Source organism: Klebsiella sp. Q2 (genome assembly GCF_009900705.1).
In the GTDB taxonomy this organism is placed as follows: Bacteria; Pseudomonadota; Gammaproteobacteria; order Enterobacterales; family Enterobacteriaceae; genus Klebsiella; species Klebsiella quasipneumoniae.
Window position 1 is genome coordinate 706438 of record NZ_JAAABE010000002.1, and the last position, 25928, is coordinate 732365.

Genomic DNA, 25928 nt, shown 5'->3' on the forward strand with positions numbered 1-25928 from the left:
CGCCGCGCCGTCCCCGGACAGCGGAACGACGCGGCGGTGATGATTAACGCAAATAGACAGTCCCGCGCAGATAGGTGGTGGCCTGGCCGCCGATCAGCACCCTGTCGCCCTGCCACTGGCAGCGCAGGTCGCCGCCGCGGGCGGAGCCCTGGCGCGCCATCATGGTGGTTTTCCCCAGTTTTTCGCCCCACCAGGGGATCAGCATGCTATGGGCGGAGCCGGTCACCGGATCCTCCGGCACCCCTTCACCCGGGCAGAAGAAGCGGCTGACAAAGTCATACTCCTCATCCGGCGCGCTGACGCAGATCATTTTGCCAAGCGTCTGCAGGCGCGCCATGTCCGGCCGCACCGCTTCAACCTGCTGACGATCCGCCAGCAGCACCAGATAATCGCGCCCTTCACGTACCTCGACGGCCGCCTCGAGGCCTAGTCCGGCCAGCAGGTCCGCCGGCGGGTTGGCCACCGGGCTGGTCGTCCACGCCGGGAAGTCGAGCGTCAGCCAGTCTCCGCTGCGGGTGACTCGCAGGTCGCCAACGAAGCGGGTGCTGAAGGTGATGGTCGCCGAGGGATGGTCGAGATACTCAAAAATAACGTGCGCCGCGGCCAGGGTGGCATGACCGCAGAGGTTGATCTCGTGCAGCGTGGTAAACCAGCGCAGCTCATAGCCTTCGTCGGTGCGGACGAAGAACGCCGTTTCGGACTGATTATGCTGTTGGGCCATTTTCAGCAGCACATCGTCGGCTAACCACTCGCTGAGGGGGCAGACGGCCGCGGCATTGCCACCGAAGTTTTTATCGCTGAAAGCATCGACCAGATAAAATTGAATTTCCTGCATACACTGTCCTTACTTTTTTTACTTTCCTTCAACATGACATAAAAGCGCCCCTCTGACACTATCCATAGCAAAATTAATTGCTTAACCGCGCCTGGCTGCTTGCAGTGAAACGAGAGGCAGATCACATAATGATTGTCTTTTCGCCAGCAAACGTTTTATGATCGGCGTCACATCTTCCCCTGAATCACCAGTCCAGAGCTTATGACTACGAATACGGTCTCACGCAAGGTAGCGTGGCTACGTGTCGTGACGTTGGCCATCGCCGCGTTTATTTTTAACACCACAGAATTCGCCCCGGTCGGTCTGCTGTCGGATATTGCCGACAGCTTCGGCATGGAAACTGCCCAGGTGGGCATGATGCTGACCATCTACGCATGGGTGGTGGCGTTAATGTCGCTGCCGTTTATGCTGCTGACCAGCAAAGTGGAGCGCCGGCGGTTGCTCATCGGCCTGTTTATTCTGTTTATCGCTAGCCATGTGCTGTCGTTCTTTGCATGGAATTTTGACGTGCTGGTCATCAGCCGCATCGGCATCGCCTTCGCCCATGCGGTGTTCTGGTCGATAACGTCGGCGCTAGCCATCCGCATGGCCCCCCCGGGCAAACGGGCGCAGGCGCTCAGTCTGATCGCCACCGGTACCGCGCTGGCGATGGTGTTTGGGATTCCGATCGGCCGCATCATCGGCCAGTATTTTGGCTGGCGAATGACCTTCCTGGCGATCGGCCTGGGCGCGTTAGCCACCCTGGTCTGCCTGGTGAAACTGCTGCCGACCCTGCCGAGCGAACACTCAGGCTCGCTGAAGAGCCTGCCGGTGCTGTTCCGTCGCCCGGCGCTGGTCAGCGTATACATTCTGACCGTAGTGGTGGTGACCGCCCATTATACCGCCTACAGCTATATCGAACCCTTCGTCCAGACGGTGGCGGGTCTGAGCGGCAATTTTGCCACCGTGCTGCTGCTGATCCTCGGCGGGGCCGGGATTATCGGCAGCATTCTGTTCGGCAAGCTCGGTAACCAGCACGCTTCGGGGCTGATAAGCCTCGCCATCGGCCTGCTGCTGGCCTGTCTGCTGCTGCTTCTGCCGGCCTCGCATAACCCGCACCACCTGATGCTGCTCAGCATCTTCTGGGGGGTGGCGATTATGATTATCGGTCTCGGCATGCAGGTGAAAGTGCTGGCCTCCGCCCCGGACGCCACCGACGTCGCCATGTCTCTGTTCTCGGGCATCTTTAATATCGGCATTGGCGCCGGCGCGCTGGTGGGCAGCCAGGTGAGTCTGCATCTCTCTATGGCCTCCATCGGCTATATCGGCGCTATCCCGGCGCTGGCAGGCCTGATCTGGGCCCTGCTGATCTTCCGCCGCTGGCCGGTATCGCTGGAAGAACACCAGCCGCACCACTCTTAATTTAGCCGCAAAAACAGCCCGCCGGTATCGCTCCGGCGGGCTGTTGTCTCTCTGCGCATCACCGCGGTCAGGGATGCCAGGTCGAAATGATCTCCAGCACGCCATTAATAATAAATTGCACGCCCATGCAGACCAGCAGGAAGCCCATCAATCGTGAGATGGCCTCAATGCCGCCTTTGCCTACCAGACGCATAATCGCCCCCGAACTGCGCAGGCAACCCCAGAGAATGATCGCCAACAGGGCAAAGATAATCGGCGGCGCCGCCAGCACCACCCACTCCGGGAAGTCCACCCCGTGTTTAACGGTCGAGGCGGAACTAATGATCATCGCGATGGTGCCCGGACCGGCGGTGCTTGGCATCGCCAGCGGCACAAAGGCGATATTGGCGGTCGGCTCATCCTGTAGTTCTTCGGATTTGATCTTCGCTTCCATCGAATCGTGGGCTTTTTGCTGGGGGAACAGCATACGGAAACCAATAAAGGCCACAATCAACCCCCCGGCGATTCGCAGCCCAGGTATTGATATGCCGAATGTATTCATCACCACCTGGCCGGCATACCATGACACCATCAGGATGGCGAAGACATACACCGAGGCCATCAACGCCTGCTTGTTACGCTCGGCGTTGTTCATATTGCCCGCGAGGCCGAGGAACAGCGCCACGGTAGTCAGCGGATTCGCCAGCGGTAAAAGCACCGCCAGGCCGAGCCCTATCGCTTTAAACAAATCGAACATAGTTAAATAAAGTCCCGTAAATATTCATTTTTTAAAGATGGTTTCAGTCCGTGAGTATACCGGCTTCAACAATTCCAACGCCAGCCAGCTGATAAATCACTTTCGCCAAAAATTAACAAGCGTTAGAAAATTCACAAACAGTGACACGCGTCGAATTTTTTTGTTTTAGCAAATCGTGGCATCGGCTAATTCATAATGTTGACTTATGATTGCCTGGGCAATAGTATCACTCGCAACTAAATCATTGCCTGGGCAACCATCATGAAAAATACCAGCGACCTGTTCAACGAGATGATCCCGCTGGGCCGCTTGATCCAGATGGTTAACCAGAAAAAAGATCGCCTGCTCAACGACTACCTCTCACCGATGGATATTACCGCGACCCAGTTTCGGGTGCTCTGTTCCATTCGTTGCGAGGTATGTATTACCCCCGTTGAGCTGAAAACCGTGCTTTCCGTCGACCCGGGCGCGATGACGCGTATGCTCGACCGCCTGGCGTGTAAAGGCTGGATTGAACGGTTACCCAACCCCGCTGACAAGCGCGGTGTGCTGGTGCAGTTGACGCCAGACGGCGCAGCCCTTTGCGAGCAGTGTCATCAGGTTGTGGGTCAGAAGTTACACCAGGAGTTAACAAAAAATCTGTCGGCGGACGAAGTCGCCATGCTTGAGCAACTCCTCAAGAAGGTCCTGCCGTAACAATAAGAAGAGGTAAGATGATGTCCAGACGTAATAATGACGCCATCACTATCCATAGTATTTTGTCGTGGATCGAGGATAACCTGGAATCGCCCCTGTCGCTGGAAAAAGTGTCTGAGCGCTCAGGTTACTCCAAGTGGCACCTGCAACGTATGTTTAAGAAAGAGACCGGCCATTCCCTCGGCCAGTACATCCGCAGCCGTAAGCTGACGGAGATTGCGCAAAAGCTCAAGCAGAGCAATGAGCCAATCCTGTACCTGGCGGAACGCTACGGTTTCGAATCGCAGCAGACCTTGACGCGAACATTTAAAAACTATTTCGATGTTCCGCCCCACAAATATCGCATAACGAATGTACCTGGCGAATCCCGCTATCTGCATCCGCTAAATAACTGATGTTTATCGCCTGTAATATCAAAGACGTATTGAGGAAATCATGAAACTATTCGCTGCCGCAGCTATCGTCCTTCTGTCGCTGGCATCCAGCTTCAGCTTTGCGGAGCAAACCACCACGCCGGTGCGGCAAAACCAGCGTGACACAATGATTCTCCCTTCGGACCATAACGACTCGCCGTTTGATTTCAATCATATGGCGGCCGGCAATGATAAATCTGACGAACTAGGCGTGCCGTACTACCAGCAGCACGACCTGTGATGCCATTACACGCATACTTGTGTATAGCCCCGTCTCCGGGGCTTTTTTTTACCCGCGCGCCATGCCCGGCCGCACCAGACGCAGACCGAAAACGTTGATATAGAGCCCGGCCATGATCAGCGCCGCCCCGGCGAGCTGCAGTCCGCTCAGCGTCTCCCCCAGCAGCAGCGCGGCGCTGGCCATCCCCACTACCGGCACCAGCAGCGACAGCGGCGCCACCCGCCAGGTTTCATAGCGCCCCAGCAGCGAGCCCCAGATACCATAGCCAACGAGAGTGGCGATAAACGCCAGGTAAAGTAGCGAGAGAACCGTCAGCATATCGATCTGGCGTAGACTCGCCAGCATGAGCTGCGGGCCATCGATCAGCCACGAGGCAAACATAAACGGCAGCACCGGGATCAATGCGCTCCACACCACCAGCGACATGATTGGCGGGCGGGTCGCCTGGGACATGATTTTTTTGTTGAAAATATTGCCGCAGGCCCAGCTGAGCGCCGCCGCCAGGGTCAGCATAAAGCCCACCAGCGGGACATGCTCCCCGCCGAGGCTCCCCTCCACCAGCACCAGCACGCCGAAGATCGCCAGCGCGATCCCCGCCAGCTGCTTGCCCTGTAAGCGTTCGCCAAAGACGAAGGCGCCAAGAATGATGGTAAAAAAGGCTTGCGCCTGCAGCACCAGCGACGCCAGCCCCGCCGGCATGCCCAGGCCGATAGCGCAGAACAAAAAGGCAAACTGGCCAAAGCTAATGGTCAGGCCATAGCCCAGCAGCAGGCGCAGCGGAATGGCCGGCCGGGCGACAAACAGCAGCGCCGGGAAGGCGACCAGCATAAAGCGCAGGCCCGCCAGCATCAGCGGCGGCATATTGTGCAATCCCAGCTTAATCACCACGAAGTTAAGCCCCCACACCACCACTACCAGCAGCGCCAGCAGTCCATCTTTCCTCGTCATACCCTGCCTCTGTCGTTATTAGAATTTTTGTGAACCAAATCAAAGTAGCGAAAAAGCGGTCGCCAGGATAGATCATTATTTTTGGCAGGTTCGGAAGTGCCTATCGCCACCGAGGCGACCTGTACAAGGCGTGATGGCCGTGTTATTTGTGATCGAAGACATAAAAAACAACATGACAGGCAAGGAAATCATGATCACCACACTCCGGCGCTCCACCATCGCGCTGCTGGCATCGTCGCTACTGTTGACTATCGGCCGCGGGGCCACACTGCCGTTTATGACCATCTACCTCACCCGACGCTATCAGCTGGAGGTGGATGTGATTGGCTACGCCCTGTCGCTGGCCCTCGTGGTCGGCGTGCTGTTTAGCATGGGCTTTGGCATCCTCGCGGACAAGTTCGACAAAAAGCGCTATATGGTGTGGTCAGTGCTGGTGTTTATCCTTGGTTTCAGCGCGATACCGCTGGTCAATAACGCTATCCTGGTGGTGATCTTCTTTGCGCTGATCAACTGCGCCTACTCGGTCTTTTCCACCGTGCTGAAAGCCTGGTTCGCCGACCGGCTGACGGCGGAGAAAAAAGCGCGCATCTTCTCGCTGAACTACACCATCCTCAACATCGGCTGGACCGTCGGACCGCCCATCGGCACGCTGCTGGTGATGCACAGCATTAATCTGCCATTCTGGCTGGCGGCAGCCTGCGCCGCCTTCCCGTTAGTGTTTATTCAGCTGTTTCTGCAGCGAGATGGCGCCGCCGCCGCCCAGCCAGGGGCTGCCGTCTGGACGCCTTCGGTGCTGCTGCGCGACCGCGCGCTGCTGTGGTTTACCTGTTCAGGGCTGCTGGCCTCCTTCGTCGGCGGCGCTTTCGCCTCCTGTATCTCGCAGTACGTACTGGTGGTCGCCAGCAGCGACTTCGCCGAAAAAGTGGTGGCCGTGGTGCTGCCGGTTAACGCCGCGGTGGTCGTCGCTCTGCAGTACGCGGTTGGCCGGCGACTGAGCGCCAGAAATATCCGCCCGCTGATGACCTTCGGCACCGTCTGCTTTGTGATCGGCCTCGTGGGCTTTATGTTCTCCGGCGCCAGCCTGTGGGCATGGGGGATCTCGGCGGCAGTCTTCACCCTTGGCGAGGTGATTTATGCCCCCGGCGAGTATATGCTGATTGACCATATCGCCCCGCCAGGGATGAAGGCCAGCTACTTCTCCGCTCAATCGCTGGGATGGCTGGGCGCGGCATTCAACCCGATGTTCACCGGGATGATCCTCACCCATCTGCCGCACTGGTCGCTTTTTGTCATTCTTATCGGGGCCATTGTCGCCGCCTGGCTGATGATTTTCCGCGGGATCAATGCCCGCCCCTGGCAGCCGGATTCTCCGCTGGCCAACGCCTGACGCCAGCTGGCATGCGGCTGTCAGGTTGCTGTCGGGCCGTTGTCGGGTCGCTGTCGTGGTGGCTGGCGGCCCGCTTTTCCAAACTCCATCACAGGTTTACATCCGCAGAACGTCATGGAGCATACAAATATGAACAGCAACAATCAGGTCAAACAATTACGGCTGCAGCGCGCCTGGTCCCAGGAACAGCTGGCCGAAATGGCGGGGCTCAGCGTCCGCACGATCCAGCGCATTGAGAATGGCGAACGCCCGGGACTGGAGACCCTCAGCGCCCTCGCCGCGGTCTTTGAGGTGACGGTGGCCGAGATCGGCGGCGAAGCCTCGCGGGAGGGCGCGCCGGGCCCGGAAGCCTCGCTGGATCTGCGTATCGAGGAAGCGAAAGCGCGGGTGCAGCAGGAGAGCCGCTTTTTTCGTTCGCTGTCGGTGGCGCTGGTGGTCTGCGTGCTGCTGGCGCTGCTCAACCGGTACACTAACCCGCAGTACACCTGGTCCGGCTGGGTCGCCCTGATCTGGGGCGCTCTGCTGGCGGTGAGAGGATTACGCCTGTTCGTGTTCGGCGAATGGATCAAAAACTGGCGCCAGGCGCGCCTGCAGCGGCTGCTGCGTAAATAGCAAGGAAACCGGCGGCGCGAACGCCGCCGGTCCGTTCAGATAGTCACCAGGGCGCGTACGCCGTCGGTTTCCATATCTCCGCCCTTGCCCTGCTGGACGATGGCGCCGCGCGACATCACCAGGTAGTGGTCCGCCAGCCCGGCGGCAAAGTCATAGAATTGTTCCACCAGCAGGATGGCCATATCCCCGCGGCTCGCCAGCTGACGGATCACCTCGCCAATCTCTTTGATGACCGAGGGCTGGATCCCCTCGGTGGGCTCATCGAGGATCAGCAGCTGCGGACGGCTGGCCAGCGCCCGGCCGATCGCCAGCTGCTGCTGCTGGCCGCCGGATAAGTCACCGCCCCGCCGCTGCTTCATGGTCTTGAGCACCGGGAAAAGCTGGTAAATCTCCTCCGGCACCTGCTGCGCCTCGCGGGCGGGAAAGCGCGACAGCCCCATCAGCAGGTTTTCCTCCACCGTCAGGCGCGGAAAAATCTCGCGTCCCTGAGGGACGTAGGCCACCCCGGCCTGCACCCGCTGGTGCGGTTTACGGTGGGTGATGTTCTGATCCTGCCAGCGCACTTCGCCGCTGCGCGCCGGGATCAGCCCCATCAGACATTTCAGCAGGGTGGTCTTGCCGACGCCGTTGCGCCCCAGCAGGCAGGTGACTTCGCCCTGGCGGGCGGAAAAATCCACCCCACGCAAAATATGGCTGCCGCCGTAGTATTGATGTAGCTGACTCACCTGTAACATTGGCGCTCCTTAACGTCCCAGATAAACTTCAATGACCTGTTCATTGGCCTGCACCTCCCGCAGCGATCCCTCCGCCAGCACCTGGCCCTGATGCAGGACCGTCACCCGGTCGGCGATGGTCTCGACAAACCCCATGTCGTGCTCCACCACCATGAGGGAGTGCTGTCCGGCCAGCGTACGAAACAGCTCCGCCGTATATTCGGTTTCCGCATCGGTCATGCCGGCCGCTGGCTCATCAAGCAGCAGCAGATGCGGCTCCTGCACCAACAGCATGCCGATCTCAAGGAACTGTTTCTGGCCATGGGACAGCAGACCGGCCTGGCGGTAGCGTTCGCCGTCAAGACGCAGCAGGCGCAGCACCTCATTCAGCCGATCGTCCTGTTCGCTGCTCAGCCGGGCGCGCAGGCTGGCCCAAACCGATTTATCTCCTTTCATCGCCAGGGCGAGATTTTCCGCCACTGTCAGCGCTTCGAAGACCGTCGGCTTCTGAAACTTGCGCCCGATGCCCTGGCGGGCGATGGCCACCGGTTCGAGGGTGGTCAGATCCACCGACTGGTCATAGATCGCTTTGCCGCTCTGCGGCCGGGTTTTGCCGGTGATCACGTCCATCAGGGTGGTCTTGCCCGCGCCGTTGGGGCCGATCACACAGCGCAGCTCGCCGACGCCAATCGCCAGCGACAGGTCCGTCAGCGCCCGGAAACCGTCAAAGCTGACGTTAATGTTCTCCAGCTGCAGTACCGGGTCGGTTTGCGCACGAAAGCGATCGCCGGGCAGCTGGCGGGTAAACAGTCCTTCATCCGGTTGCATTAGCGGTCTCCTCGACGCAGCAGGCCCATCACCCCGCGGGGTAAAAACAGGGTTACGATGATAAAGATGAGGCCGAGAAACAGCTGCCAGTACTCCGGCATCGCCACGGTGAAAATGCTCTTCGCGCCGTTGACCAGCCCGGCGCCAAGCACCGGGCCAATCAGTGTGCCGCGCCCGCCGAGCGCCACCCAGATGGCGGCCTCGATGGAGTTGGTCGGCGACATCTCGCTGGGGTTGATGATCCCCACCTGCGGGACATATAACGCCCCCGCCAGGCCGCAGAGCACCGCCGACAGCGTCCACACCAGCAGCTTGAAGCCGCGCGGGTCGTACCCGCAGAACATCAGGCGGTTCTCGGCATCCCGCACCGCGGTGAGGATCCGGCCAAACTTACTCTGCGCCAGCGCCGAGCCCAGCCACAGGGTCAGCAACAGCAGCAAAATCGTGGCCATAAACAGGGTGGCGCGGGTGCCGGTGGCGGTGACCGGAAAACCCAGCAGCGTGGTAAAACCGGTGAAACCGTTATTGCCGCCAAACCCGGTCTCGTTGCGAAAGAACAGCAGCATACCGGCATAAGTCAGGGCCTGGGTCATGATCGAGAAATAGACCCCTTTGATCTTCGAGCGAAAGGCAAACCAGCCGAAAACCAGGGCCAGCAGACCGGGAACCAGCACCACCAGCGCCATCGCCCAGGCGAAATGCTGCGTGCCCCACCAGAACCAGGGCAGTTCGCTCCAGGAGAGAAAAGACATAAACGCCGGCAGACCGTCGCCCGCCGCCTGGCGCATCAGGTACATGCCCATAGCGTACCCGCCGAGGGCAAAGAAAATCCCGTGCCCCAGCGACAGCATACCCGCGTAGCCCCAGACCAGATCCAGCGCCACCGCCACAATGGCGTAGCAGAGGATTTTACCGCTCAGGGTCAGCAGCCAGCTCGGCACCGCCAGCGGATGGGAGGCCGGCAGCAGTGCCAGAAATGGCATGCTCAGCAGCCCCAGCACCAGCAGGATCCCCAGCCAGCGCAGAGGCCGCGGCGCGCGCTGCGCCAGCGTTAAGGTAACAGGTTGGCTCATCAGTCAATCACCCTCCCTTTCAGCGCGAACAGACCCTGCGGGCGTTTCTGAATAAACAGAATAATCATCACCAGGATCAGGATCTTGCCCAGCACAGCGCCCATTTGCGGTTCGAGAATTTTGTTGATAATGCCCAGCCCAAAGGCCGCCGCCACGCTGCCGGCCAGCTGGCCGACGCCGCCCAGGACCACCACCAGAAACGAGTCGATGATGTATCCCTGACCCAGTTCAGGCCCGACGTTGCCGAGCTGCGACAGCGCCACGCCGCCCAGCCCGGCAATACCGGAGCCGAGGCCAAAGGCCAGCATATCCACCCGCCCGGTAGGCACGCCGCAGCAGGCGGCCATCGCCCGGTTCTGCGTCACGGCGCGGACGTTCATCCCCAGACGGGTGCGGTTCAGGATGAGCCAGGTAAAGCACAGCACCAGCAGGACGAACGCCAGCACCGCCAGCCGGTTCCACGGCAGGATCAGGTTCGGCAGGACCTGCACGCCGCCGGAGAGCCAGGCGGGGTTCGCCACCTCGACGTTCTGTGCGCCAAACAGCATGCGCACCAGCTGGATAAGCATCAGGCTGATCCCCCAGGTGGCGAGCAGCGTCTCCAGCGGCCGACCATACAGATGACGAATAATGGTGCGCTCCAGCGCCATGCCGATCCCGGCGGTCACCAGAAACGCCACCGGCAGCGCGACCAGCGGATAAAAGGCCAGCCACTGCGGCGCGAGCTGCGCCAGCGCCTGCTGAACCAGCCAGCAGCTGTAGGCGCCAATCATCAGCATCTCGCCGTGGGCCATGTTAATCACCCCCAGCAGGCCGTAGGTGATCGCCAGCCCCAGCGCGGCCAGCAGCAGCACCGAGCCCAACGACAGCCCCATAAAGGCCTGGCCCAGCAGATCGCCGAGCAGCAGACGATGTTTGATCTTTTGCAGGCTGTCGCTGGCCGCCTCGCGCACCGCCGCATCCGGCTCATGCTGGGCATCGGTAAAGGGGATCAGCAGCGCCTGGGTTTCCGGGTCCGCGGAATGGCCGAGCAGCGTCACGGCGGCCAGCCGCGCGCTGGCCTCAGGCTGAGTGAGCTGCAGCCGCGCCAGCGCCACCTCCAGCAGGCCCCGCACATTATCATCGCTTTCCGCCTTCAGCCGCTGCTGCAGCAGCGCGGCCATGGCCGGGGTCGCTTCCCGCTGTAGCGTTCGTGCGGCGGACGCTCGCTCTGTGACGTTGTCACTTAAAATAAGGTGGCTGGCCAGCGCGCCGGCAGCCAGATTGCGCAGCCGGTTGGTCAGACGCACCGGTCGGGTTTCGCCCTGGGGCGCGGCGACGGCACCCAATGGCTGTAATCCGCCCTGTCGGGTGCGGAAAGCATGTTTTCCGTCGTCCATCACCAGGCTCTCGGTGGTCAACGCCCGCAGCAGCGGCAGACGATCCGCCTGCGGCGCTGCCGCCCACTGGGTCAACAGCTGCGCCTGCTGGCTGCGGCTGGCGGCAACGAAGTCGTCCGCCTCCGCGGCCTGTGCCCGCCATGGCAGCAGGATCAGCAGTAGCGTCAACACACTCATGAGACGCAATGCGTTCATGTCGTTCTCCTCTGGTCAGCGGCCGACGGACGCGACGTTCCCGCTCCGTCGGCCCTGGCGCTTACTGGCTGACGGTTTTCACCGGATGGTCAGGTTTCTTATCATTACCGGGGATCCACGGGCTCCACGGCTGCGCGCGGACGGGCTCATCGGTCTGCCAGACCACGTTGAACTGGCCGTTGCCTTCAATTTCACCGATCATCACCGGCTTATGCAGATGGTGGTTGGTGGCATCCATCGTCAGGGTGAAACCGGACGGCGCTTTGAAGGTTTGTCCGGCCATAGCGTCGCGCACTTTGTCCACGTCGGTGGTGCCGGCTTTGGTCACCGCCTGCGCCCACATATGCAGACCCACCCAGGTCGCCTCCATCGGATCGTTGGTCACCACCGTATCGGCATTCGGCAGCTTGTGCGCTTTGGCGTAAGCGCGATAATCGGCGACAAAGGCTTTGTTGGTCGGGTTATCGACCGACTCAAAGTAGTTCCATGCCGCGAGGTTGCCGACCAGCGGTTTGGTATCGATGCCGCGCAGCTCCTCTTCCCCCACCGAGAAGGCCACCACCGGCACATCGGTCGCTTTCAGCCCCTGGTTAGCCAGCTCTTTGTAGAACGGCACGTTGGAATCGCCGTTGATGGTAGAGACCACCGCCGTTTTGCCGCCGGCGGAGAATTTTTTGATATTGGCGACGATGGTCTGGTAATCGCTATAGCCGAACGGGGTGTACACTTCTTCGATATCTTTGTCCTGGATCCCTTTGGCATGCAGGAAGGCGCGAAGGATCTTGTTGGTGGTGCGCGGATAAACGTAGTCGGTTCCCAGCAGGAAGAAGCGTTTGGCGCCGCCGCCGTCCTCGCTCAGCAGGTATTCCACCGCTGGGATGGCCTGCTGGTTAGGCGCCGCGCCGGTATAGAAGACGTTGGGGGACATCTCTTCCCCTTCGTACTGTACCGGGTAGAACAGCAGGCCGTTCAGCTCCTCAAACACCGGCAGGACCGATTTACGCGAGACCGAGGTCCAGCAGCCAAACACCACCGCCACCTTGTCCTGGGCCAGCAGCTGGCGTGCCTTCTCGGCGAACAGCGGCCAGTTGGAGGCCGGGTCGACCACCACCGGCTCCAGCTTCTTGCCCAACACCCCGCCTTTGGCGTTGATGTCGTCGATGGCCATCAGGGCGACGTCCTTCAGCGGCGTTTCGGAAATCGCCATCGTCCCGGAGAGCGAATGCATGATCCCGACTTTAATAGTGTCGGCGGCATAGGCTTGGAAGGAGAGACCCATAGCCATAACAGAGGCGGAGAGTGCAAAAGCTTTTAATAACGTTCTTCGTTGCATGATTCACTCCTGAGTAGCGCAAAAATAAAGAATTAACAGCTAACCAGAGGTGATAAGGCAAAAACGGTGCCAGGTTGTGAGAACAGTGGGATGCGGCGCAGGCGGACGGCGGAGGCGAAGGAGATGGCAGCGTTGCCTCATCACGGTGCAACGCTGCGCTAAGAAAGCAATTACCAGACGTCGGCGGCGATGGCGGTCACCAGACGGACTTTTTGCCACTGCTGGTCTTCGCTGAGGGCGTTACCCTCTTCCGTGGAGGCGAAACCGCACTGCGGACTCAGGCAGATCTGCTCGAGCGGAACATATTGCGCCGCCTCAGCGAGGCGCGCTTTTACCCCCTGCGGGTTCTCCAGCTCGCCGTTTTTGGTGGTGATAAGCCCGAGGACCACCTGCTGATGGCCGGGACGAATAAAGCGCAGCGGCGCGAAATCTCCGGAGCGGTCGTTGTCATACTCGAGGAAGAAGGCATCGACATTGACGCCGCCAAACAGCACCTCAGCCACCGGCTCGTAACCGCCCTCCGAGATCCAGGTTGAGCGGAAGTTGCCCCGGCAGACGTGCAGGCCCACCGTCAGATCGGCCGGCTTGCCCTCCAGCGCCTGGTTCAGCACCCGGGCATAAATGCGCGCCAGCGCATCCGGATCGTCGCCGCGCTCGCGCACCTGCTGACGCTGGGCATCGGAACAGAGATAGGCCCAGACGGTATCGTCCAGCTGCAGATAGCGGCAGCCGGCGTCATAAAACGCACGGATCGCGTCGCGCCAGGTGGTGGCCAGGTCGTCGAAGTAGTCGCTGAGATCCGGGTAAACGGTGGCATCAATATCTTTCCGACCGCCGCGGAAGTGGAGCACGCTCGGGCTGGGAATGGTCATCTTAGGCTGCGCGTCGCCGCTGATGCTTTTCAAATAGCGGAAATCCTCCAGCATTGGGTGGTCGCCAAACGCCAGCTTGCCGGTAACGCGCACGCCGTGCGCTTTGGTCTGCACGCCGTTGAACTGGATCCCCTGCTCGGCATCGTAACGCTCAACGCCTTGCAGGCCGTCGAAGAAATCAAAATGCCACCATGCGCGACGAAACTCGCCGTCGGTAACCACGTGCAGGCCGCAGTCGCACTGCTGCTGGACCAGGTGACGGATAGCGTTATTCTCAATGTCGCGCAGCTGACCGGCGTCGATGAGCCCCTCAGCCAGCTGCTGACGCGCCTGTTTGATGCTGTCCGGGCGCAAAAAACTGCCGACGATGTCTGCGCGGAACGGGGCCTGTTGACGTTGCATGCTGTCTCCTTAGCGGTGGGCGCGTTAGTTGCCCACCGTGATAGTTCATTATTTGAATTTTTAGACTTCTGGATGGCTATATGTCCAGATACTGGCATGCAGGCCGGCGGGCCGCAAACGAGAATATTTCATGGGACATGAAAAATATTCATTTACCGGCGACAAACGCATAGCCCTCATCTTCCCAGCCGGTGATCCCGCCGAGCATCATTTTCACCGGCCGCCCCAGTTCGGCCAGCTTTAGCGCGGCAACGTCGGCACCGTTGCAGTGCGGCCCGGCGCAATAGACCACAAACAGGGTCTCCGCCGGCCAGGCCGCCATTCTCTCGGCGCTGATCTGGCTGTGCGGGAGATGCAGCGCGCCGGGCAGGTGGCGCCTGGCGAAGGCCTCCTCGCTGCCGACCACGTGCAGCAGGACAAAGTCGACCTCGCCGGCACGCTGGGCGCTGTGCACATCGGCGCAGTCGGTCTCGAGATGCAGCTTATGGCGGAACCAGCGGATAGCCTCGGCGGAGGTGGCGGGGGTAAATTGGGTTACTACACTCATGGCGTCTTCTCCTTGTCTGTGATAACACTACTTTACTGACGCCCATCACCCTTATCTGCCGGCAACCATGACAGAAAACGCTAACATCCTGACAACTCCTTCGGTGACACTGTCACCTCACCGCGTGGTGGCCCTCGCCTACGATGGCCTGTGCACCTTTGAGTTTGGCGTGGCCGTGGAGATCTTCGGCCTGCCGCGCCCGGAAATGGGCGAGCGCTGGTACCAGTTCGCCGTCGCCGCCGTCGATGAAGGGCCTCTGAGAGCCACCGGCGGAGTCCGGTTGATGACCGACGGCGGCCCTGAGCTTCTCGCCCAGGCGCAGACCATCGTGGTCCCCGGCTGGCGCGGCATCGACGCTCCGGTCCCCGAGGCGCTGTGCGCCGCCCTGGCCGCCGCTCACGCCCGCGGGTGCCGGATTATTTCCATCTGTTCCGGGGTGTTCGTTCTCGCCGCCGCCGGGTTGCTCAATGGCCGCCAGGCGACAACCCACTGGCGCTACACCGCCGCGCTGCAGTCCCGTTTTCCGCAGATCCAGGTGGTGGAGGATGTCCTGTACGTGGGCGATGATTTGCTGATGACCTCCGCCGGCAGCGCGGCGGGGATCGACCTCTGTCTGCATCTGGTGCGCGAGGATTTCGGCAGCGAGGCAGCGAATGTGGTCGCCCGCCGCCTGGTGGTCTCTCCCCATCGCGACGGCGGTCAGGCGCAGCAGGTCCTGCGTCCGGTGGCCCGCAGCCGGGAGAGTCTGCGCCTTGGCCAGCTGTTTGATTATCTGCACCAGCATCTCGCCGCCAGCCACACCGTCGCCTCCCTCGCACAGCGCGCCGGCATGGGGACGCGCACCTTTTTGCGCCGCTTTGAAGAGGCCACTGGTAAAACCCCCGCCCGCTGGCTGCTGGAGGAGCGTCTGCTGCGCGCCCGTCAGCACCTGACGGAGAGCACGATGGGCATCGACCAGATCGCTGAGCGCTGCGGCTTTGCCAGCGCTGGCACCCTGCGCCACCATTTTCGCCAGCGCTTCGCGATAAGCCCACTGCAGTACCGTAAACAGTTTGCAACTTCTCCGATTGCAAAATCGTCCCAGCCGCGGACAATAGACGGCCACAGTAAACCGGTCGCCAGGATGGTGGATGATGAAGAAAGAGTGTCGGGTAGTGATCTATAAAGAGGGCCTGCTGGGCAGCCTGTTTTTTGGCGAAGCCAAAGCCGACCCTGACAAAATGAGCCAGTTTCTCAGTAGCTATACCCGCGAAGGCTGGGAGGTAAAAACCATGTCGGTGGAGCGACGCCGTACCGCCCTGTTCTGGTCGCGGGAAGCGTATCTGTTTGTGCTTGAACGGCCCCTCTGACGGTGCCTGCGCCTGGTTTAACCGCTTAAGCCAGGCGTTGCCCGGTATCCGCGCTCAGGGCTGGCGGATATAGCCCTGCTCCTGCATGTTGCGCATGCCCTCCTCGCTGGCGCAGACCATCCCGGTGGTCAGCATGGCAAAACCAAAGCGCTGATAGAATGGGATTTTATCGGCCACCGCATAGATAAAGATTTTGCCGAAGTGCAGCAGCTGCTCCCGGATGGCCAGCATTAGCTGTTGTCCGTAACCCTGCCCCTGGCGGTCGGGGACGATCGCCACATCCGACAAATAGCTGCTCCAGGTGCAGTCGCTGATGGCCCGCGCCACGGCAATCAGCTGACCGTGCTCATAGCCAAACCAGCAGAAGGTGCTATGGAGAAACGCCTGCTCCAGCTGCTGAACATCACGTTCATTCAGCCCGGCCTCGGCGACGATGGTCCTCACCCGCCGCCAGTCTACCCGCCCAATCGCCTCTTTCCCCTCAATCACCATCATGACCTTGACTCCCGTTGTGTTCGGCATCTATCCCGAAAGAAAGATGTAGCATGCCGCCGCAGGGGATGCCAGGCGAAAAAACGAACGGAACAAAGCGGGAAACGGAGGAAGGCAAAAAAAAAACCGCCATGTGACTGGCGGTAAATCAATGCTTGCATGGATAGATTGTATTTTGCATTTTACGCAGGCAGAGGATCCTGACCTCTCTACGTTTGATCCCGAGGTTAGCATGGTCAACCTCAATAAATCCTCAACGGCCTGCGGCTAGAGCTTCTCCACCAACGCTTTCAGCTGCACCATGGTCTGCTGCCGGTCCTCCGCGGCGGCGAGCGGCCACGCCGACTGGCGCACGATGAGCCGGGTCGGCAGCAGCTCGCGGATCCGCAGCTGCGGGGCCGCCATCAGAGCAATCAGCCGCTCCACGGCCCGCTTTCCCAGCAGATCGAAGTCCTGCGCCACCGTGGTGAGCGGCGGCTGAAAGTAGAGACTGTCGGCGGTGTCGTCATAGCCGGTCACCGATACCGCCTGGCTGCCGCTGCGATTGAGCTGGGCCAGCGCGCTGAGTACCCCGAGCGCCATCTGATCGTTCGCCACCACAATGGCGCTGATCCGCGGCTGCAGGTGCAGCAGTTCAAAGGTTTTCTGCCAGCCGCTGGCGGCGCTCCAGTCACCGAACACCGTGGTTGAACGGGCGATATTCAGACTGTGCAGCGCCTCGCGCCAGCTGGCGAGACGCAGACGGGCGGAAACCGAACTTTCCGGCCCTGCCAGCAGACCAAATTCGCGATGCCCCAGCTCCCACAGATGGCGCACGCACGCCCCGCAGCCGTCGCGGTGGTCGAAGCGCACGCAGCAGACATCGGCCTCCGGGGAGACGTCCAGAAACAGGCAGGCCATATCCGGATTGTCTTGCACCAGCCGCTCGGCAGTGGCGCTCTCCAGCGGCAGACTGACGATCACCCCGCGAATATGCTGGGCGCGCAGCTCGTCCAGCCGGGCCTGCAGCGCGACAAAATCGGCCTGCGCCGGCATCGCTATCGCCACTTCCAGCTGATGCAGGCTGGCATGGCTCTTTATCGCGGCGGCGATCTGTGAGGGGGCGTGCAGCGTCAGCGAGGCGGTAATCAGCCCGATGGAGGGCGCCGCTTTGCCGGCAAGCAGCTGCGCCGAGCGGTTAGGCACATAGTGCAGCGCCTGCATCGCGCGGATCACCTGCTCACGGGTGCGGGCTGACACCACCTCAGGACGGTTCAGCACCCGGGAGACCGTCTGCTGGGACACGCCCGCGGCGCGGGCGACATCCTCCAGGGTTGCGGTACGACGCGGCATCTTTTCTCCTCAGTAATAACAATGTCGTGCGCTAACATTTTATGTTTAACGCGCGACAAAAAACAGCGCTTCGCCCTCGCTTTCGTGATCGTCTGTTAATTTCGATTCCCCCGAGATTGCTGGACAAAACAAATTACCCGATAACGTTAATCATCCTGTTTAGCGAACGACAATTTCTGACTTTCCGGGGTTTAATATGCAAATTAGCGATACCGGCCGCAGCCACACTCCTGACTTTCACGCCGTCCTCGCCCGTGAAGACTGGCAGAACCAGACCATTACCCACCTTAACCGCCTGCCAGCGCATCCCGTTTTCGCCAGCTGGCGCGATGAGCTTGCCGCCCGCGATAACCTACCTTCATCCCGCCGCCGTCAACTGGACGGCGAGTGGCAGTTCTCTTACGCCCGTAGCCCGTTTGCCGTCGATGCGCAGTGGTTGACGCAGGATCTACCGGACTGCCGCGGCACGCCTGTGCCTTCCAACTGGCAGATGGAGGGCTATGACGCGCCGATCTACACCAACGTCCGCTATCCCATCGACACCACCCCACCGCGGGTGCCGGAGGATAACCCGACCGGCTGCTACTCCCTGCACTTTACGGTTGAGGACACATGGCGCGAGAACGGGCAAACGCAGATTATTTTCGATGGCGTCAACTCGGCGTTTCATCTGTGGTGCAATGGCGTGTGGGTCGGCTATTCGCAGGACAGTCGCCTGCCGGCGGCGTTCGATCTCAGCCCCTTTCTGCGTCCGGGCGACAACCGCCTGTGCGTGATGGTCATGCGCTGGAGCGCCGGCAGCTGGCTGGAAGACCAGGATATGTGGCGGATGAGCGGTATTTTCCGCTCGGTATGGCTGCTGAATAAGCCGCAGCAACGGCTATGCGACGTGCAGTTGACGCCAGCCCTTGACGCCCTCTATCGCGACGGCACTCTGCAGGTCCAGGCGACCGTCGAAGCGACTGAGGCGGCGCTTGCCGGGCTCAGCGTCGGGGTTAGCCTGTGGCGCGGCGAGGAGCAGATCGCCGCCGGGCGGCAGCCGTTAGGTACCCCGACGGTGGATGAGCGCGGCCACTACGCGGAACGGGTCGATTTCTCCCTGGCGGTGGCGACGCCGGCGCACTGGAGCGCGGAAACCCCGAACTGTTATCGCGCCGTGGTCACCCTGTGGCGCGGCGACGAACTGCTGGAGGCCGAAGCGTGGGACATCGGTTTTCGCCGCATCGAGATTGCCGATGGCCTGCTGCGTCTCAACGGTAAACCGCTGCTGATCCGCGGCGTTAACCGCCATGAGCATCATCATTTGCGCGGGCAGGTGGTCACCGAGGCGGATATGGTGCAGGACATTCTGTTGATGAAGCAGAACAACTTTAACGCCGTGCGCTGCTCGCACTATCCCAACGCGCCGCGCTGGTATGAGCTGTGCAACCGCTACGGTCTGTACGTGGTCGATGAAGCCAATATTGAAACCCACGGCATGGTGCCGATGAACCGGCTGTCCGACGATCCGGCGTGGCTGCCAGCCTTCAGCGCCCGCGTCACCCGGATGGTACAGAGCAACCGCAACCATCCATGCATTATCATCTGGTCGCTGGGTAACGAATCTGGCGGCGGCGGCAACCATGAAGCGCTGTACCACTGGCTGAAGCGCAACGACCCGAGCCGTCCGGTGCAGTACGAGGGCGGCGGCGCGGATACCACCGCTACCGATATTATCTGTCCGATGTACGCCCGCGTCGAACGCGACCAGCCGATCCCGGCGGTACCGAAGTGGGGGATCAAAAAATGGATCAGCCTGCCCGGCGAGCAGCGGCCGCTGATCCTCTGCGAGTACGCCCATGCGATGGGCAACAGTCTCGGCAACTTCGCCGATTACTGGCAGGCCTTCCGCGAGTATCCGCGGCTGCAGGGCGGGTTTATCTGGGACTGGGCCGACCAGGCGATCTGCAAAACCTTTGACGACGGCAGCGTCGGCTGGGCCTACGGCGGCGACTTTGGCGATAAGCCGAACGATCGCCAGTTCTGTATGAACGGCCTGGTGTTCCCCGATCGCACGCCGCATCCGTCGCTGATCGAGGCGAAGCACGCCCAGCAGTATTTCCAGTTCGCCCTGCTGTCGACCTCGCCGCTGCGCGTGCGCATCGCCAGCGAATACCTGTTCCGCCAGAGCGATAACGAAGCGCTGCGCTGGCAGGTGCAGGCGGCCGGTGAAACCCTGTATCACGGCAACCTGACGCTGGCGCTTCCCCCGGAGGGCAGTGACGAGATAACGCTGCTTGATGACCTGATTCTACCGCCAGGCGCCCGCGCGGTGTGGCTGACGCTGGAGGTGGTCCAGCCCCGGGCGACCGACTGGTCCCCGGCGGACCATCGCGTCGCCTGGCAGCAGTTTCCCCTGCCCGCCCCGCTGGCGCTGCCGGCGCCCACGGTGCCTGCCGGCGCCCCGGATCTGGTCGTCAGCGAGGAGGACTGGCAGATCCGCGCCGGCACGCAGTGCTGGACCGTCGATCGGCGGACCGGTTTGCTGAGTGGCTGGTCGCTTGCCGGTCAGGAGCAGCTGCTGACCCCCCTGCAGGATCAGTTTATCCGCGCGCCGCTCGACAATGACATCGGGGTCAGCGAAGTGGAGCGCATCGATCCCAACGCCTGGGTGGAGCGCTGGAAAAGCGCCGGCCTGTTCGACCTTGAGGCATGCTGCGTGCAGTGCGATGCCCAGCGCCTGGCCAATGAGACCCTTGTCGACAGCCGCTGGCACTACCTGCGCGGCGACGAGGTGGTGATTGTCAGCCACTGGCGCATGCGCTTTACTGCGGACGGAACGGTACGGCTGACGGTGGACGGCGAGCGCGCGGAAACGCTGCCGCCGCTGCCGCGGGTCGGACTGCATTTCCAGGTGGCGGAACAGCAGGCGCCGGTGAGCTGGCTGGGGCTGGGACCGCATGAGAACTACCCCGACCGGCGGAGCAGCGCCTGCTTCGCCCGCTGGGAGCAGCCGCTGGCGGCGATGAGCACGCCCTACATCTTCCCGACGGAAAACGGCCTGCGCTGTGATACCCAGGCGCTGGATTGGGGACGCTGGCACGTCAGCGGTCATTTCCACTTCTCCGTTCAGCCATGGAGCACCCGTCAGCTGATGGAGACCGACCACTGGCACAAGATCCAGGCTGAAGACGGGGTGTGGATCACCCTCGACGGCCTGCATATGGGAGTGGGCGGCGATGACTCCTGGACCCCAAGCGTGCTGCCGCAGTGGCTCCTGACCCAAACGCGCTGGCAGTACGAGGTCTCATTGCGTTGCCTTTAATCCGTGGGGGCGGCAGCCCCCACCCTACAAACAGAATAACAAGGGATCATGGTGATGAAATTCTCTGAACTGGCGCCGCGAGAACGGCATAATTTTGTCTATTTCCTGCTGTTCTTTTTCTTTTACTATTTCATTATGTCGGCCTATTTTCCTTTTTTTCCGGTGTGGCTGGCGGACGTTAACCATTTAACCAAAACGGAAACCGGGATCGTCTTCTCCTCCATCTCGCTGTTCGCAATTATTTTTCAGCCGGTATTTGGTCTGATGTCGGATAAGCTTGGCCTGCGCAAACATCTGCTGTGGACCATCACGGTACTGTTAATTCTGTTCGCGCCGTTCTTTATTTTCGTTTTCTCCCCGCTGTTGCAGATGAATATTATCGCCGGTTCGCTGGTGGGCGGGATCTACCTGGGGATTGTTTTCTCCAGCGGCTCCGGGGCGGTGGAAGCCTATATCGAGCGCGTCAGCCGGGCAAACCGCTTTGAATATGGCAAAGTGCGGGTCGCTGGCTGCGTCGGCTGGGCGCTGTGCGCCTCGATAACCGGCGTGCTGTTCGGCATCGACCCCAATATTACCTTCTGGATCGCCTCCGGCTTTGCGCTGGTGCTAGGTCTTCTGCTCTGGCTGTCGCGCCCGGAAAGCAGCAACAGCGCCCAGGTTATTGAGGCGCTGGGAGCCAATCGCCAGGCCTTTTCGCTGCGCACCGCGGCCGAGCTGTTACGTATGCCGCGTTTCTGGGGCTTTATCGTCTATGTGGTGGGAGTCGCCAGCGTCTACGACGTGTTTGATCAGCAGTTCGCCAACTTTTTCAAAAGCTTTTTCGCCAGTCCGCAGCGCGGTACCGAAGTGTTTGGCTTCGTCACCACCGGCGGCGAGCTGCTCAACGCGCTAATTATGTTCTGCGCCCCGGCCATCGTTAACCGCATCGGCGCCAAAAACGCCCTGCTGACCGCCGGGATGATCATGTCAGTGCGCATTCTCGGATCGTCGTTCGCCTCATCGGCGGTAGAGGTGGTGATCCTCAAGATGCTGCATATGTTTGAGATCCCCTTCCTGCTGGTCGGGACCTTTAAATATATCTCCTCCGCCTTTAACCCGCGGCTCTCGGCCACCCTGTTCCTGATCGGTTTTAACCTGTCGAAACAGCTGTCCGGGGTGGTCCTTTCCGCCTGGGTGGGCCGGATGTATGACACCGTCGGCTTCCATCAGGCCTATCTGATCCTCGGCTGCATCACCCTGAGCTTCACCCTGCTCTCGTTCATCACCTTACGCGGCGGCAAAAGCCTGCTGCCAGCAGCGGAGACGCAGACCCCCGCCTGATCCCGGCGCTCCCGTCAGGGATGACGGGGTTTACGCCACAATGCGCGTTTCTCCGCCGCTATTCTCCAGCGCATAGCGCTGACAGGGCGCCCCGGCGGCGATAAGCTCCGCCAGTTCAGCCGAGTGGCTGGTCAGCCAGATCTGGCTGTAGCGGGAGGCCTCGATTATCAGCCGGGCCAGCGCCGGGAGCATGTCGCGATGCAGGCTGTTCTCCGGCTCATTGATCGCCAGAAACGCCGGCGGGCGCGGGCTGAGCAGCGCGACGGCGAGACAGAGAAAGCGCAGCGTGCCATCGGACATCTCCGCCGCCAGCAGCGGCCGGCGGATCCCCTCCCGGCGCATTTTCAGGGCGAAACGCGAGTGCTCGTTTTCACAGTAAAACTGGCAGCCGGGAAAGGCGTCGGCGAGGATCTCGTGCAACATCTCCTCCGCGCCAATCTCGACAATGGTCTGAAAGGCGGCGGCCAGATTATGGCCATCGCTGTCGAGCACCGGCGAACGATACCCCACGGCCGGCTGGCGCAGCGGCGAGTGGCGACCAATGGCGAACTCATGGTAAAACCGCCAGCGGCGCAGGGTCTCCCGCACCCGCGACACTTCGGGAAAACGGTGCGGCTCGCCAAGCTGACCGAACACCGACTCGTTTTCATAAATACTCTCGGTGAAGGTGCTTTTCTCCCCGGTGACATCGACGAGGAACGCCGCCTGATTCTTGCGCTGCAGTACGCGGGAGGAAGGCCGACGGGAGTAGCCTGCCAGCCAGATGTGCTCTTCTTTGACGATGGGATCGAGCATGAACTGCGTCGGATAGGGTAATTTTTCCGGGAAACCTACCTGCAGTTCATAATCAAAGCTCTCCGTCCGACAGGCGATTTGCAGCCGGCGGGGATGGCGATCGAGGGGGGAACGATCTCCGGACCACATCATATTTTCCAGGCCGCCCTCTGCGCTGATAAACCCCGACAGCCTGCCGTCGGCAGCCGCGGTCAACAGATGGATGGCGTTGTAAATATTGGATTTGCCGCAGCCGTTAGGACCGAAGACAATGTTCAATGGCCCCAGCTCCAGTTCGATATCCCTGACTGAGCGAAAGTTTTGTATATGGATGTACTGAATCATGATGCGTCCTGGCCCGGAGAGAGAAGGCTGCCACAGTAGCAAAGCCGCGGCATGGATACTATCGCATCCCCTCACTCCGCCCGGGTTCAACAGAACATTTTTTTCATTCCGCGGGTCAGCGCCACCCGCGTCAGCTTATCGCTATCCTGATGGGCGTCACTAAAGACGCCAAAGAAATAGCGTTCATCGTCAATGGTTTGACTTACGATACGATAGCTGAGCGGTTGCCCGGACGGCGCACCGTATTGCGCAGGCGTCACCGAGACCTCGGTCGCATCGTCGGCGACGCTGACCAGCAGTCCATCCGCCTTACCGCCCACCAGCATGACCTTAATTATCGGGTGCACCAGTTCCTCCCGGGATGGCATAGATCATTGGCAAACCGCGCAGCGCGGCGGGCGTATCGTCAGCAATCAGCGGCGCCAGCCAGCGTGCGGTCTTAAGTACTTTCTTATAGTTCATTGCGGCCTTGAGTCAAAAAATAGCGTGCTTAGGCTGAGCTAAATATTGATTATTCGAAATAAAAGATGACAAATGATGAAGGAAAAAAGAGGAATTGTGAATCAGCAAAATACCGGGTTATTCTTATTCGTCACACCTTTTCTCGCCTTTATCGGCCCTTACACAAGGAAGTATTACGGTTATGCGTTATGTTCGCCTGTGCCTTATCTCCCTGATTGCCGCCCTGCCACTGGCGGTATTCGCCAGCCCTCAGCCGCTTGAGCAGATTAAAATCAGCGAAAGTCAGCTGGCGGGCCGGGTGGGCTATGTTGAAATGGATCTGGCCAGCGGCCGCACGCTGGCCGCCTGGCGCGCCAGTGAGCGCTTTCCGCTGATGAGCACCTTTAAAGTGCTGCTCTGCGGCGCGGTGCTGGCCCGGGTGGATGCCGGCGACGAACAGCTGGATCGGCGGATCCACTACCGCCAGCAGGATCTGGTGGACTACTCCCCGGTCAGCGAAAAACACCTTGCCGACGGGATGACCGTTGGCGAACTCTGCGCCGCCGCCATCACCATGAGCGACAACACCGCCGGCAATCTGCTGTTGAAGATCGTCGGCGGCCCCGCGGGATTGACCGCTTTTCTGCGCCAGATCGGTGACAACGTCACCCGTCTTGACCGCTGGGAAACGGAACTCAATGAGGCGCTTCCCGGCGACGTGCGCGACACCACCACCCCGGCCAGCATGGCCACCACCCTGCGCAAGCTGCTAACCACCCCCTCTCTGAGCGCCCGTTCGCAGCAGCAGCTGCTGCAGTGGATGGTTGACGACCGGGTGGCCGGCCCGTTGATCCGCGCCGTGCTGCCGGCGGGCTGGTTTATCGCCGATAAAACCGGGGCCGGTGAGCGGGGCTCACGCGGCATTGTCGCCCTGCTCGGCCCGGACGGCAAAGCGGAGCGTATCGTGGTGATCTATCTGCGTGATACCCCGGCGACCATGGTCGAGCGTAACCAGCAGATCGCCGGGATAGGCGCGGCGCTGATCGAGCACTGGCAGCGCTAGCCCGGCGAAGGCCGCGCGCCTTATCCGGCGCGCAGCACTTCGCAGGCGTGCCGGGTGATATGGGCGGCAGCGGCATCGGAGAGATGCCGGTCGGTAATGATGGTGGTAAAGCGAGTCAAGGGCAACGCCATAAACGTGGCCACCTGATTGTATTTCGAACTGTCGCACAGCAGGATGCTTCTGGCGCTGACCTGGCTGACGGTCTCCTTGACGGTGACTTTGTTCTCATCAGGGGTGAAAATTCCGCGGCTGTCCCAGCCGCTGGCGGAGATAAAGGCCGTATCGATAGCCAGGTGGCGCAAGGTGCGCGCCGCCGACTCGCCGACGCAGGAGCGGTTCTCCCGGCACAGGGTGCCGCCGGTGTGGATCACCCCGCACTGGCTGGCATCTATCAGCAGCTGGGTTATCTCAAAATCATTGGTGACCACCTGCAGGTCGTCCCGGTCGAGGATGGCCCGCGCCAGCGCCAGAGTGGTGGTGCCGGCATCGAGATAGATGCAGCTGTTTTTGGCAATGAGACTGGCCGCCAGCGCGCCGATGGCCTGCTTCTCTTCACTCTGCAGGGTGCTTTTCACCAGATGACTGGGCTCTGCGGCCAGCCGGCTGACGGCGCGCACGCCGCCCGAGACGCTGACCAGCAGCCCCTGTTCTTCCAGCTTACTGACGTCCCGACGGATAGTCATATGGGACACGCCGAGGATCTCCGTCAGCTCATTAATGCTTACCGCCCCACGCTGCTCCACCAGGGCTAAAATACGCTGATGACGTTCAATTGGAATCACCGCTCTCCCCTTACCATTTTTTCACACCAGACCACACCACTCACGCCGGGAGCCTGACGATACCCTGTACTGTTATCGCGCTTGACCGCTGTTTTTACGCTATTTTAGGGCAAGA

27 protein-coding genes are annotated in these 25928 nt (G+C 60.9%); 11 read left to right on the top strand and 16 right to left on the bottom strand.

The window, feature by feature from the left end:
* Positions 1-43 precede the first annotated feature (43 nt).
* The gene (locus tag GT756_RS11150) at positions 44-835 is read right to left on the bottom strand and encodes a PhzF family phenazine biosynthesis protein (protein ID WP_048324138.1); all 792 of its coding nucleotides are present in this window, start codon (positions 833-835) and stop codon (positions 44-46) included.
* Between the two features lie 201 nt (positions 836-1036).
* Here GT756_RS11150 and GT756_RS11155 point away from each other — a divergent pair, with 201 nt between their 5' ends.
* A complete protein-coding gene (locus tag GT756_RS11155) occupies positions 1037-2236 on the top strand; it encodes a sugar transporter (RefSeq protein ID WP_004205967.1) in 1200 nt (399 codons plus the stop codon).
* A 67-nt stretch (positions 2237-2303) separates the two neighbouring features.
* Here GT756_RS11155 and GT756_RS11160 read toward each other — a convergent pair whose 3' ends face one another.
* The gene (locus GT756_RS11160) at positions 2304-2972 is read right to left on the bottom strand and encodes a MarC family NAAT transporter (RefSeq protein ID WP_004205969.1); all 669 of its coding nucleotides are present in this window, start codon (positions 2970-2972) and stop codon (positions 2304-2306) included.
* Positions 2973-3233: 261 nt separating this feature from the next.
* Between GT756_RS11160 and marR the strand changes: the two genes are divergently transcribed.
* Genes marR through marB form a run of 3 tightly spaced genes read left to right on the top strand, consistent with a single transcriptional unit; the run spans position 3234 to position 4322 of the window.
* Positions 3234-3668 carry a multiple antibiotic resistance transcriptional regulator MarR gene (gene marR, locus GT756_RS11165; protein ID WP_017900358.1) on the top strand — a complete coding sequence of 145 codons (435 nt, stop codon included), beginning with the start codon at positions 3234-3236 and terminating at the stop codon, positions 3666-3668.
* Between the two features lie 20 nt (positions 3669-3688).
* Positions 3689-4063 carry an MDR efflux pump AcrAB transcriptional activator MarA gene (gene marA, locus GT756_RS11170; protein WP_002904397.1) on the top strand — a complete coding sequence of 125 codons (375 nt, stop codon included), beginning with the start codon at positions 3689-3691 and terminating at the stop codon, positions 4061-4063.
* Between the two features lie 40 nt (positions 4064-4103).
* Positions 4104-4322: a multiple antibiotic resistance protein MarB gene (gene marB / locus GT756_RS11175; RefSeq protein ID WP_043519537.1), complete on the top strand. Its 219-nt coding sequence runs from the start codon at positions 4104-4106 to the stop codon at positions 4320-4322.
* Between the two features lie 48 nt (positions 4323-4370).
* On the opposite strand, the gene eamA is transcribed toward marB, so the two are convergent.
* Positions 4371-5270 (bottom strand): O-acetylserine/cysteine exporter, encoded by a 900-nt coding sequence (eamA, locus tag GT756_RS11180; RefSeq protein ID WP_065697120.1) that lies wholly within the window; start codon positions 5268-5270, stop codon positions 4371-4373.
* A gap of 190 nt (positions 5271-5460) precedes the next feature.
* On the opposite strand from eamA, the gene ydeE reads away from it, so the two are divergent.
* Together ydeE and GT756_RS11190 are read left to right on the top strand one after the other, a co-directional pair.
* Positions 5461-6657, top strand: a complete 1197-nt coding sequence (gene ydeE / locus GT756_RS11185) for an efflux MFS transporter YdeE (protein ID WP_043519536.1) — start codon at positions 5461-5463, stop codon at positions 6655-6657.
* A 129-nt stretch (positions 6658-6786) separates the two neighbouring features.
* Complete coding sequence (locus GT756_RS11190) at positions 6787-7269, top strand: helix-turn-helix domain-containing protein (protein ID WP_004205976.1); 483 nt, start codon at positions 6787-6789, stop codon at positions 7267-7269.
* 35 nt (positions 7270-7304) lie between these two features.
* Here GT756_RS11190 and urtE read toward each other — a convergent pair whose 3' ends face one another.
* The 7 genes from urtE to GT756_RS11225 all read right to left on the bottom strand — a co-directional run bounded on the left by urtE (position 7305) and on the right by GT756_RS11225 (position 14611).
* Positions 7305-8003, bottom strand: a complete 699-nt coding sequence (gene urtE / locus GT756_RS11195) for an urea ABC transporter ATP-binding subunit UrtE (protein ID WP_004205977.1) — start codon at positions 8001-8003, stop codon at positions 7305-7307.
* Positions 8004-8012: 9 nt separating this feature from the next.
* Entirely contained in the window at positions 8013-8810 is a 798-nt protein-coding gene (gene urtD / locus GT756_RS11200) for an urea ABC transporter ATP-binding protein UrtD (RefSeq protein ID WP_004205978.1), read from the bottom strand.
* The gene (gene urtC, locus GT756_RS11205; protein ID WP_065877671.1) at positions 8810-9883 is read right to left on the bottom strand and encodes an urea ABC transporter permease subunit UrtC; all 1074 of its coding nucleotides are present in this window, start codon (positions 9881-9883) and stop codon (positions 8810-8812) included. Before urtC ends, urtD begins: the two co-directional genes overlap by 1 nt.
* Complete coding sequence (gene urtB / locus GT756_RS11210; protein WP_065877676.1) at positions 9883-11457, bottom strand: urea ABC transporter permease subunit UrtB; 1575 nt, start codon at positions 11455-11457, stop codon at positions 9883-9885. The genes urtC and urtB overlap by 1 nt, the downstream gene beginning before the upstream one ends.
* 61 nt (positions 11458-11518) lie before the next feature.
* On the bottom strand, positions 11519-12790 hold the full coding sequence (urtA, locus tag GT756_RS11215) for an urea ABC transporter substrate-binding protein (protein WP_004205981.1): 1272 nt from the start codon (positions 12788-12790) through the stop codon (positions 11519-11521).
* Positions 12791-12960: 170 nt separating this feature from the next.
* Complete coding sequence (locus GT756_RS11220) at positions 12961-14064, bottom strand: cobalamin-independent methionine synthase II family protein (RefSeq protein ID WP_023280916.1); 1104 nt, start codon at positions 14062-14064, stop codon at positions 12961-12963.
* 148 nt (positions 14065-14212) lie between these two features.
* The gene (locus GT756_RS11225; RefSeq protein ID WP_017900351.1) at positions 14213-14611 is read right to left on the bottom strand and encodes a rhodanese-like domain-containing protein; all 399 of its coding nucleotides are present in this window, start codon (positions 14609-14611) and stop codon (positions 14213-14215) included.
* Positions 14612-14678: 67 nt separating this feature from the next.
* On the opposite strand from GT756_RS11225, the gene ftrA reads away from it, so the two are divergent.
* Together ftrA and GT756_RS11235 are read left to right on the top strand one after the other, a co-directional pair.
* On the top strand, positions 14679-15776 hold the full coding sequence (gene ftrA / locus GT756_RS11230; RefSeq protein ID WP_032456006.1) for a transcriptional regulator FtrA: 1098 nt from the start codon (positions 14679-14681) through the stop codon (positions 15774-15776).
* Complete coding sequence (locus tag GT756_RS11235; RefSeq protein ID WP_004205985.1) at positions 15745-15960, top strand: DUF4177 domain-containing protein; 216 nt, start codon at positions 15745-15747, stop codon at positions 15958-15960. Before ftrA ends, GT756_RS11235 begins: the two co-directional genes overlap by 32 nt.
* 54 nt (positions 15961-16014) lie before the next feature.
* On the opposite strand, the gene GT756_RS11240 is transcribed toward GT756_RS11235, so the two are convergent.
* Positions 16015-16455, bottom strand: coding sequence for a GNAT family N-acetyltransferase (locus GT756_RS11240; protein WP_160124783.1), 441 nt, complete (start codon positions 16453-16455; stop codon positions 16015-16017).
* 264 nt (positions 16456-16719) lie between these two features.
* Positions 16720-17784 (bottom strand): LacI family DNA-binding transcriptional regulator, encoded by a 1065-nt coding sequence (locus GT756_RS11245; protein ID WP_160124784.1) that lies wholly within the window; start codon positions 17782-17784, stop codon positions 16720-16722.
* Positions 17785-17980: 196 nt separating this feature from the next.
* Here GT756_RS11245 and GT756_RS11250 point away from each other — a divergent pair, with 196 nt between their 5' ends.
* Positions 17981-21088, top strand: a complete 3108-nt coding sequence (locus GT756_RS11250) for a beta-galactosidase (RefSeq protein ID WP_160124785.1) — start codon at positions 17981-17983, stop codon at positions 21086-21088.
* Positions 21089-21142: 54 nt separating this feature from the next.
* Complete coding sequence (locus GT756_RS11255) at positions 21143-22408, top strand: MFS transporter (protein WP_004205989.1); 1266 nt, start codon at positions 21143-21145, stop codon at positions 22406-22408.
* Positions 22409-22438: 30 nt separating this feature from the next.
* Here GT756_RS11255 and GT756_RS11260 read toward each other — a convergent pair whose 3' ends face one another.
* The 3 genes from GT756_RS11260 to GT756_RS26315 form a co-directional block, all read right to left on the bottom strand.
* Complete coding sequence (locus GT756_RS11260) at positions 22439-23527, bottom strand: AAA family ATPase (RefSeq protein ID WP_004205990.1); 1089 nt, start codon at positions 23525-23527, stop codon at positions 22439-22441.
* Between the two features lie 86 nt (positions 23528-23613).
* Positions 23614-23874, bottom strand: a complete 261-nt coding sequence (locus GT756_RS11265) for a hypothetical protein (RefSeq protein WP_004205993.1) — start codon at positions 23872-23874, stop codon at positions 23614-23616.
* Positions 23858-23989 carry a hypothetical protein gene (locus GT756_RS26315; RefSeq protein WP_023318188.1) on the bottom strand — a complete coding sequence of 44 codons (132 nt, stop codon included), beginning with the start codon at positions 23987-23989 and terminating at the stop codon, positions 23858-23860. Before GT756_RS26315 ends, GT756_RS11265 begins: the two co-directional genes overlap by 17 nt.
* A 181-nt stretch (positions 23990-24170) precedes the next feature.
* Between GT756_RS26315 and GT756_RS11270 the strand changes: the two genes are divergently transcribed.
* Positions 24171-25031: a broad-spectrum class A beta-lactamase OKP-B-5 gene (locus GT756_RS11270; protein ID WP_063860923.1), complete on the top strand. Its 861-nt coding sequence runs from the start codon at positions 24171-24173 to the stop codon at positions 25029-25031.
* A 20-nt stretch (positions 25032-25051) separates the two neighbouring features.
* Here the strand turns inward: GT756_RS11270 and GT756_RS11275 are convergent, their stop codons facing one another.
* Positions 25052-25813, bottom strand: a complete 762-nt coding sequence (locus GT756_RS11275; protein ID WP_004205996.1) for a DeoR/GlpR family DNA-binding transcription regulator — start codon at positions 25811-25813, stop codon at positions 25052-25054.
* Positions 25814-25928: the final 115 nt, after the last annotated feature.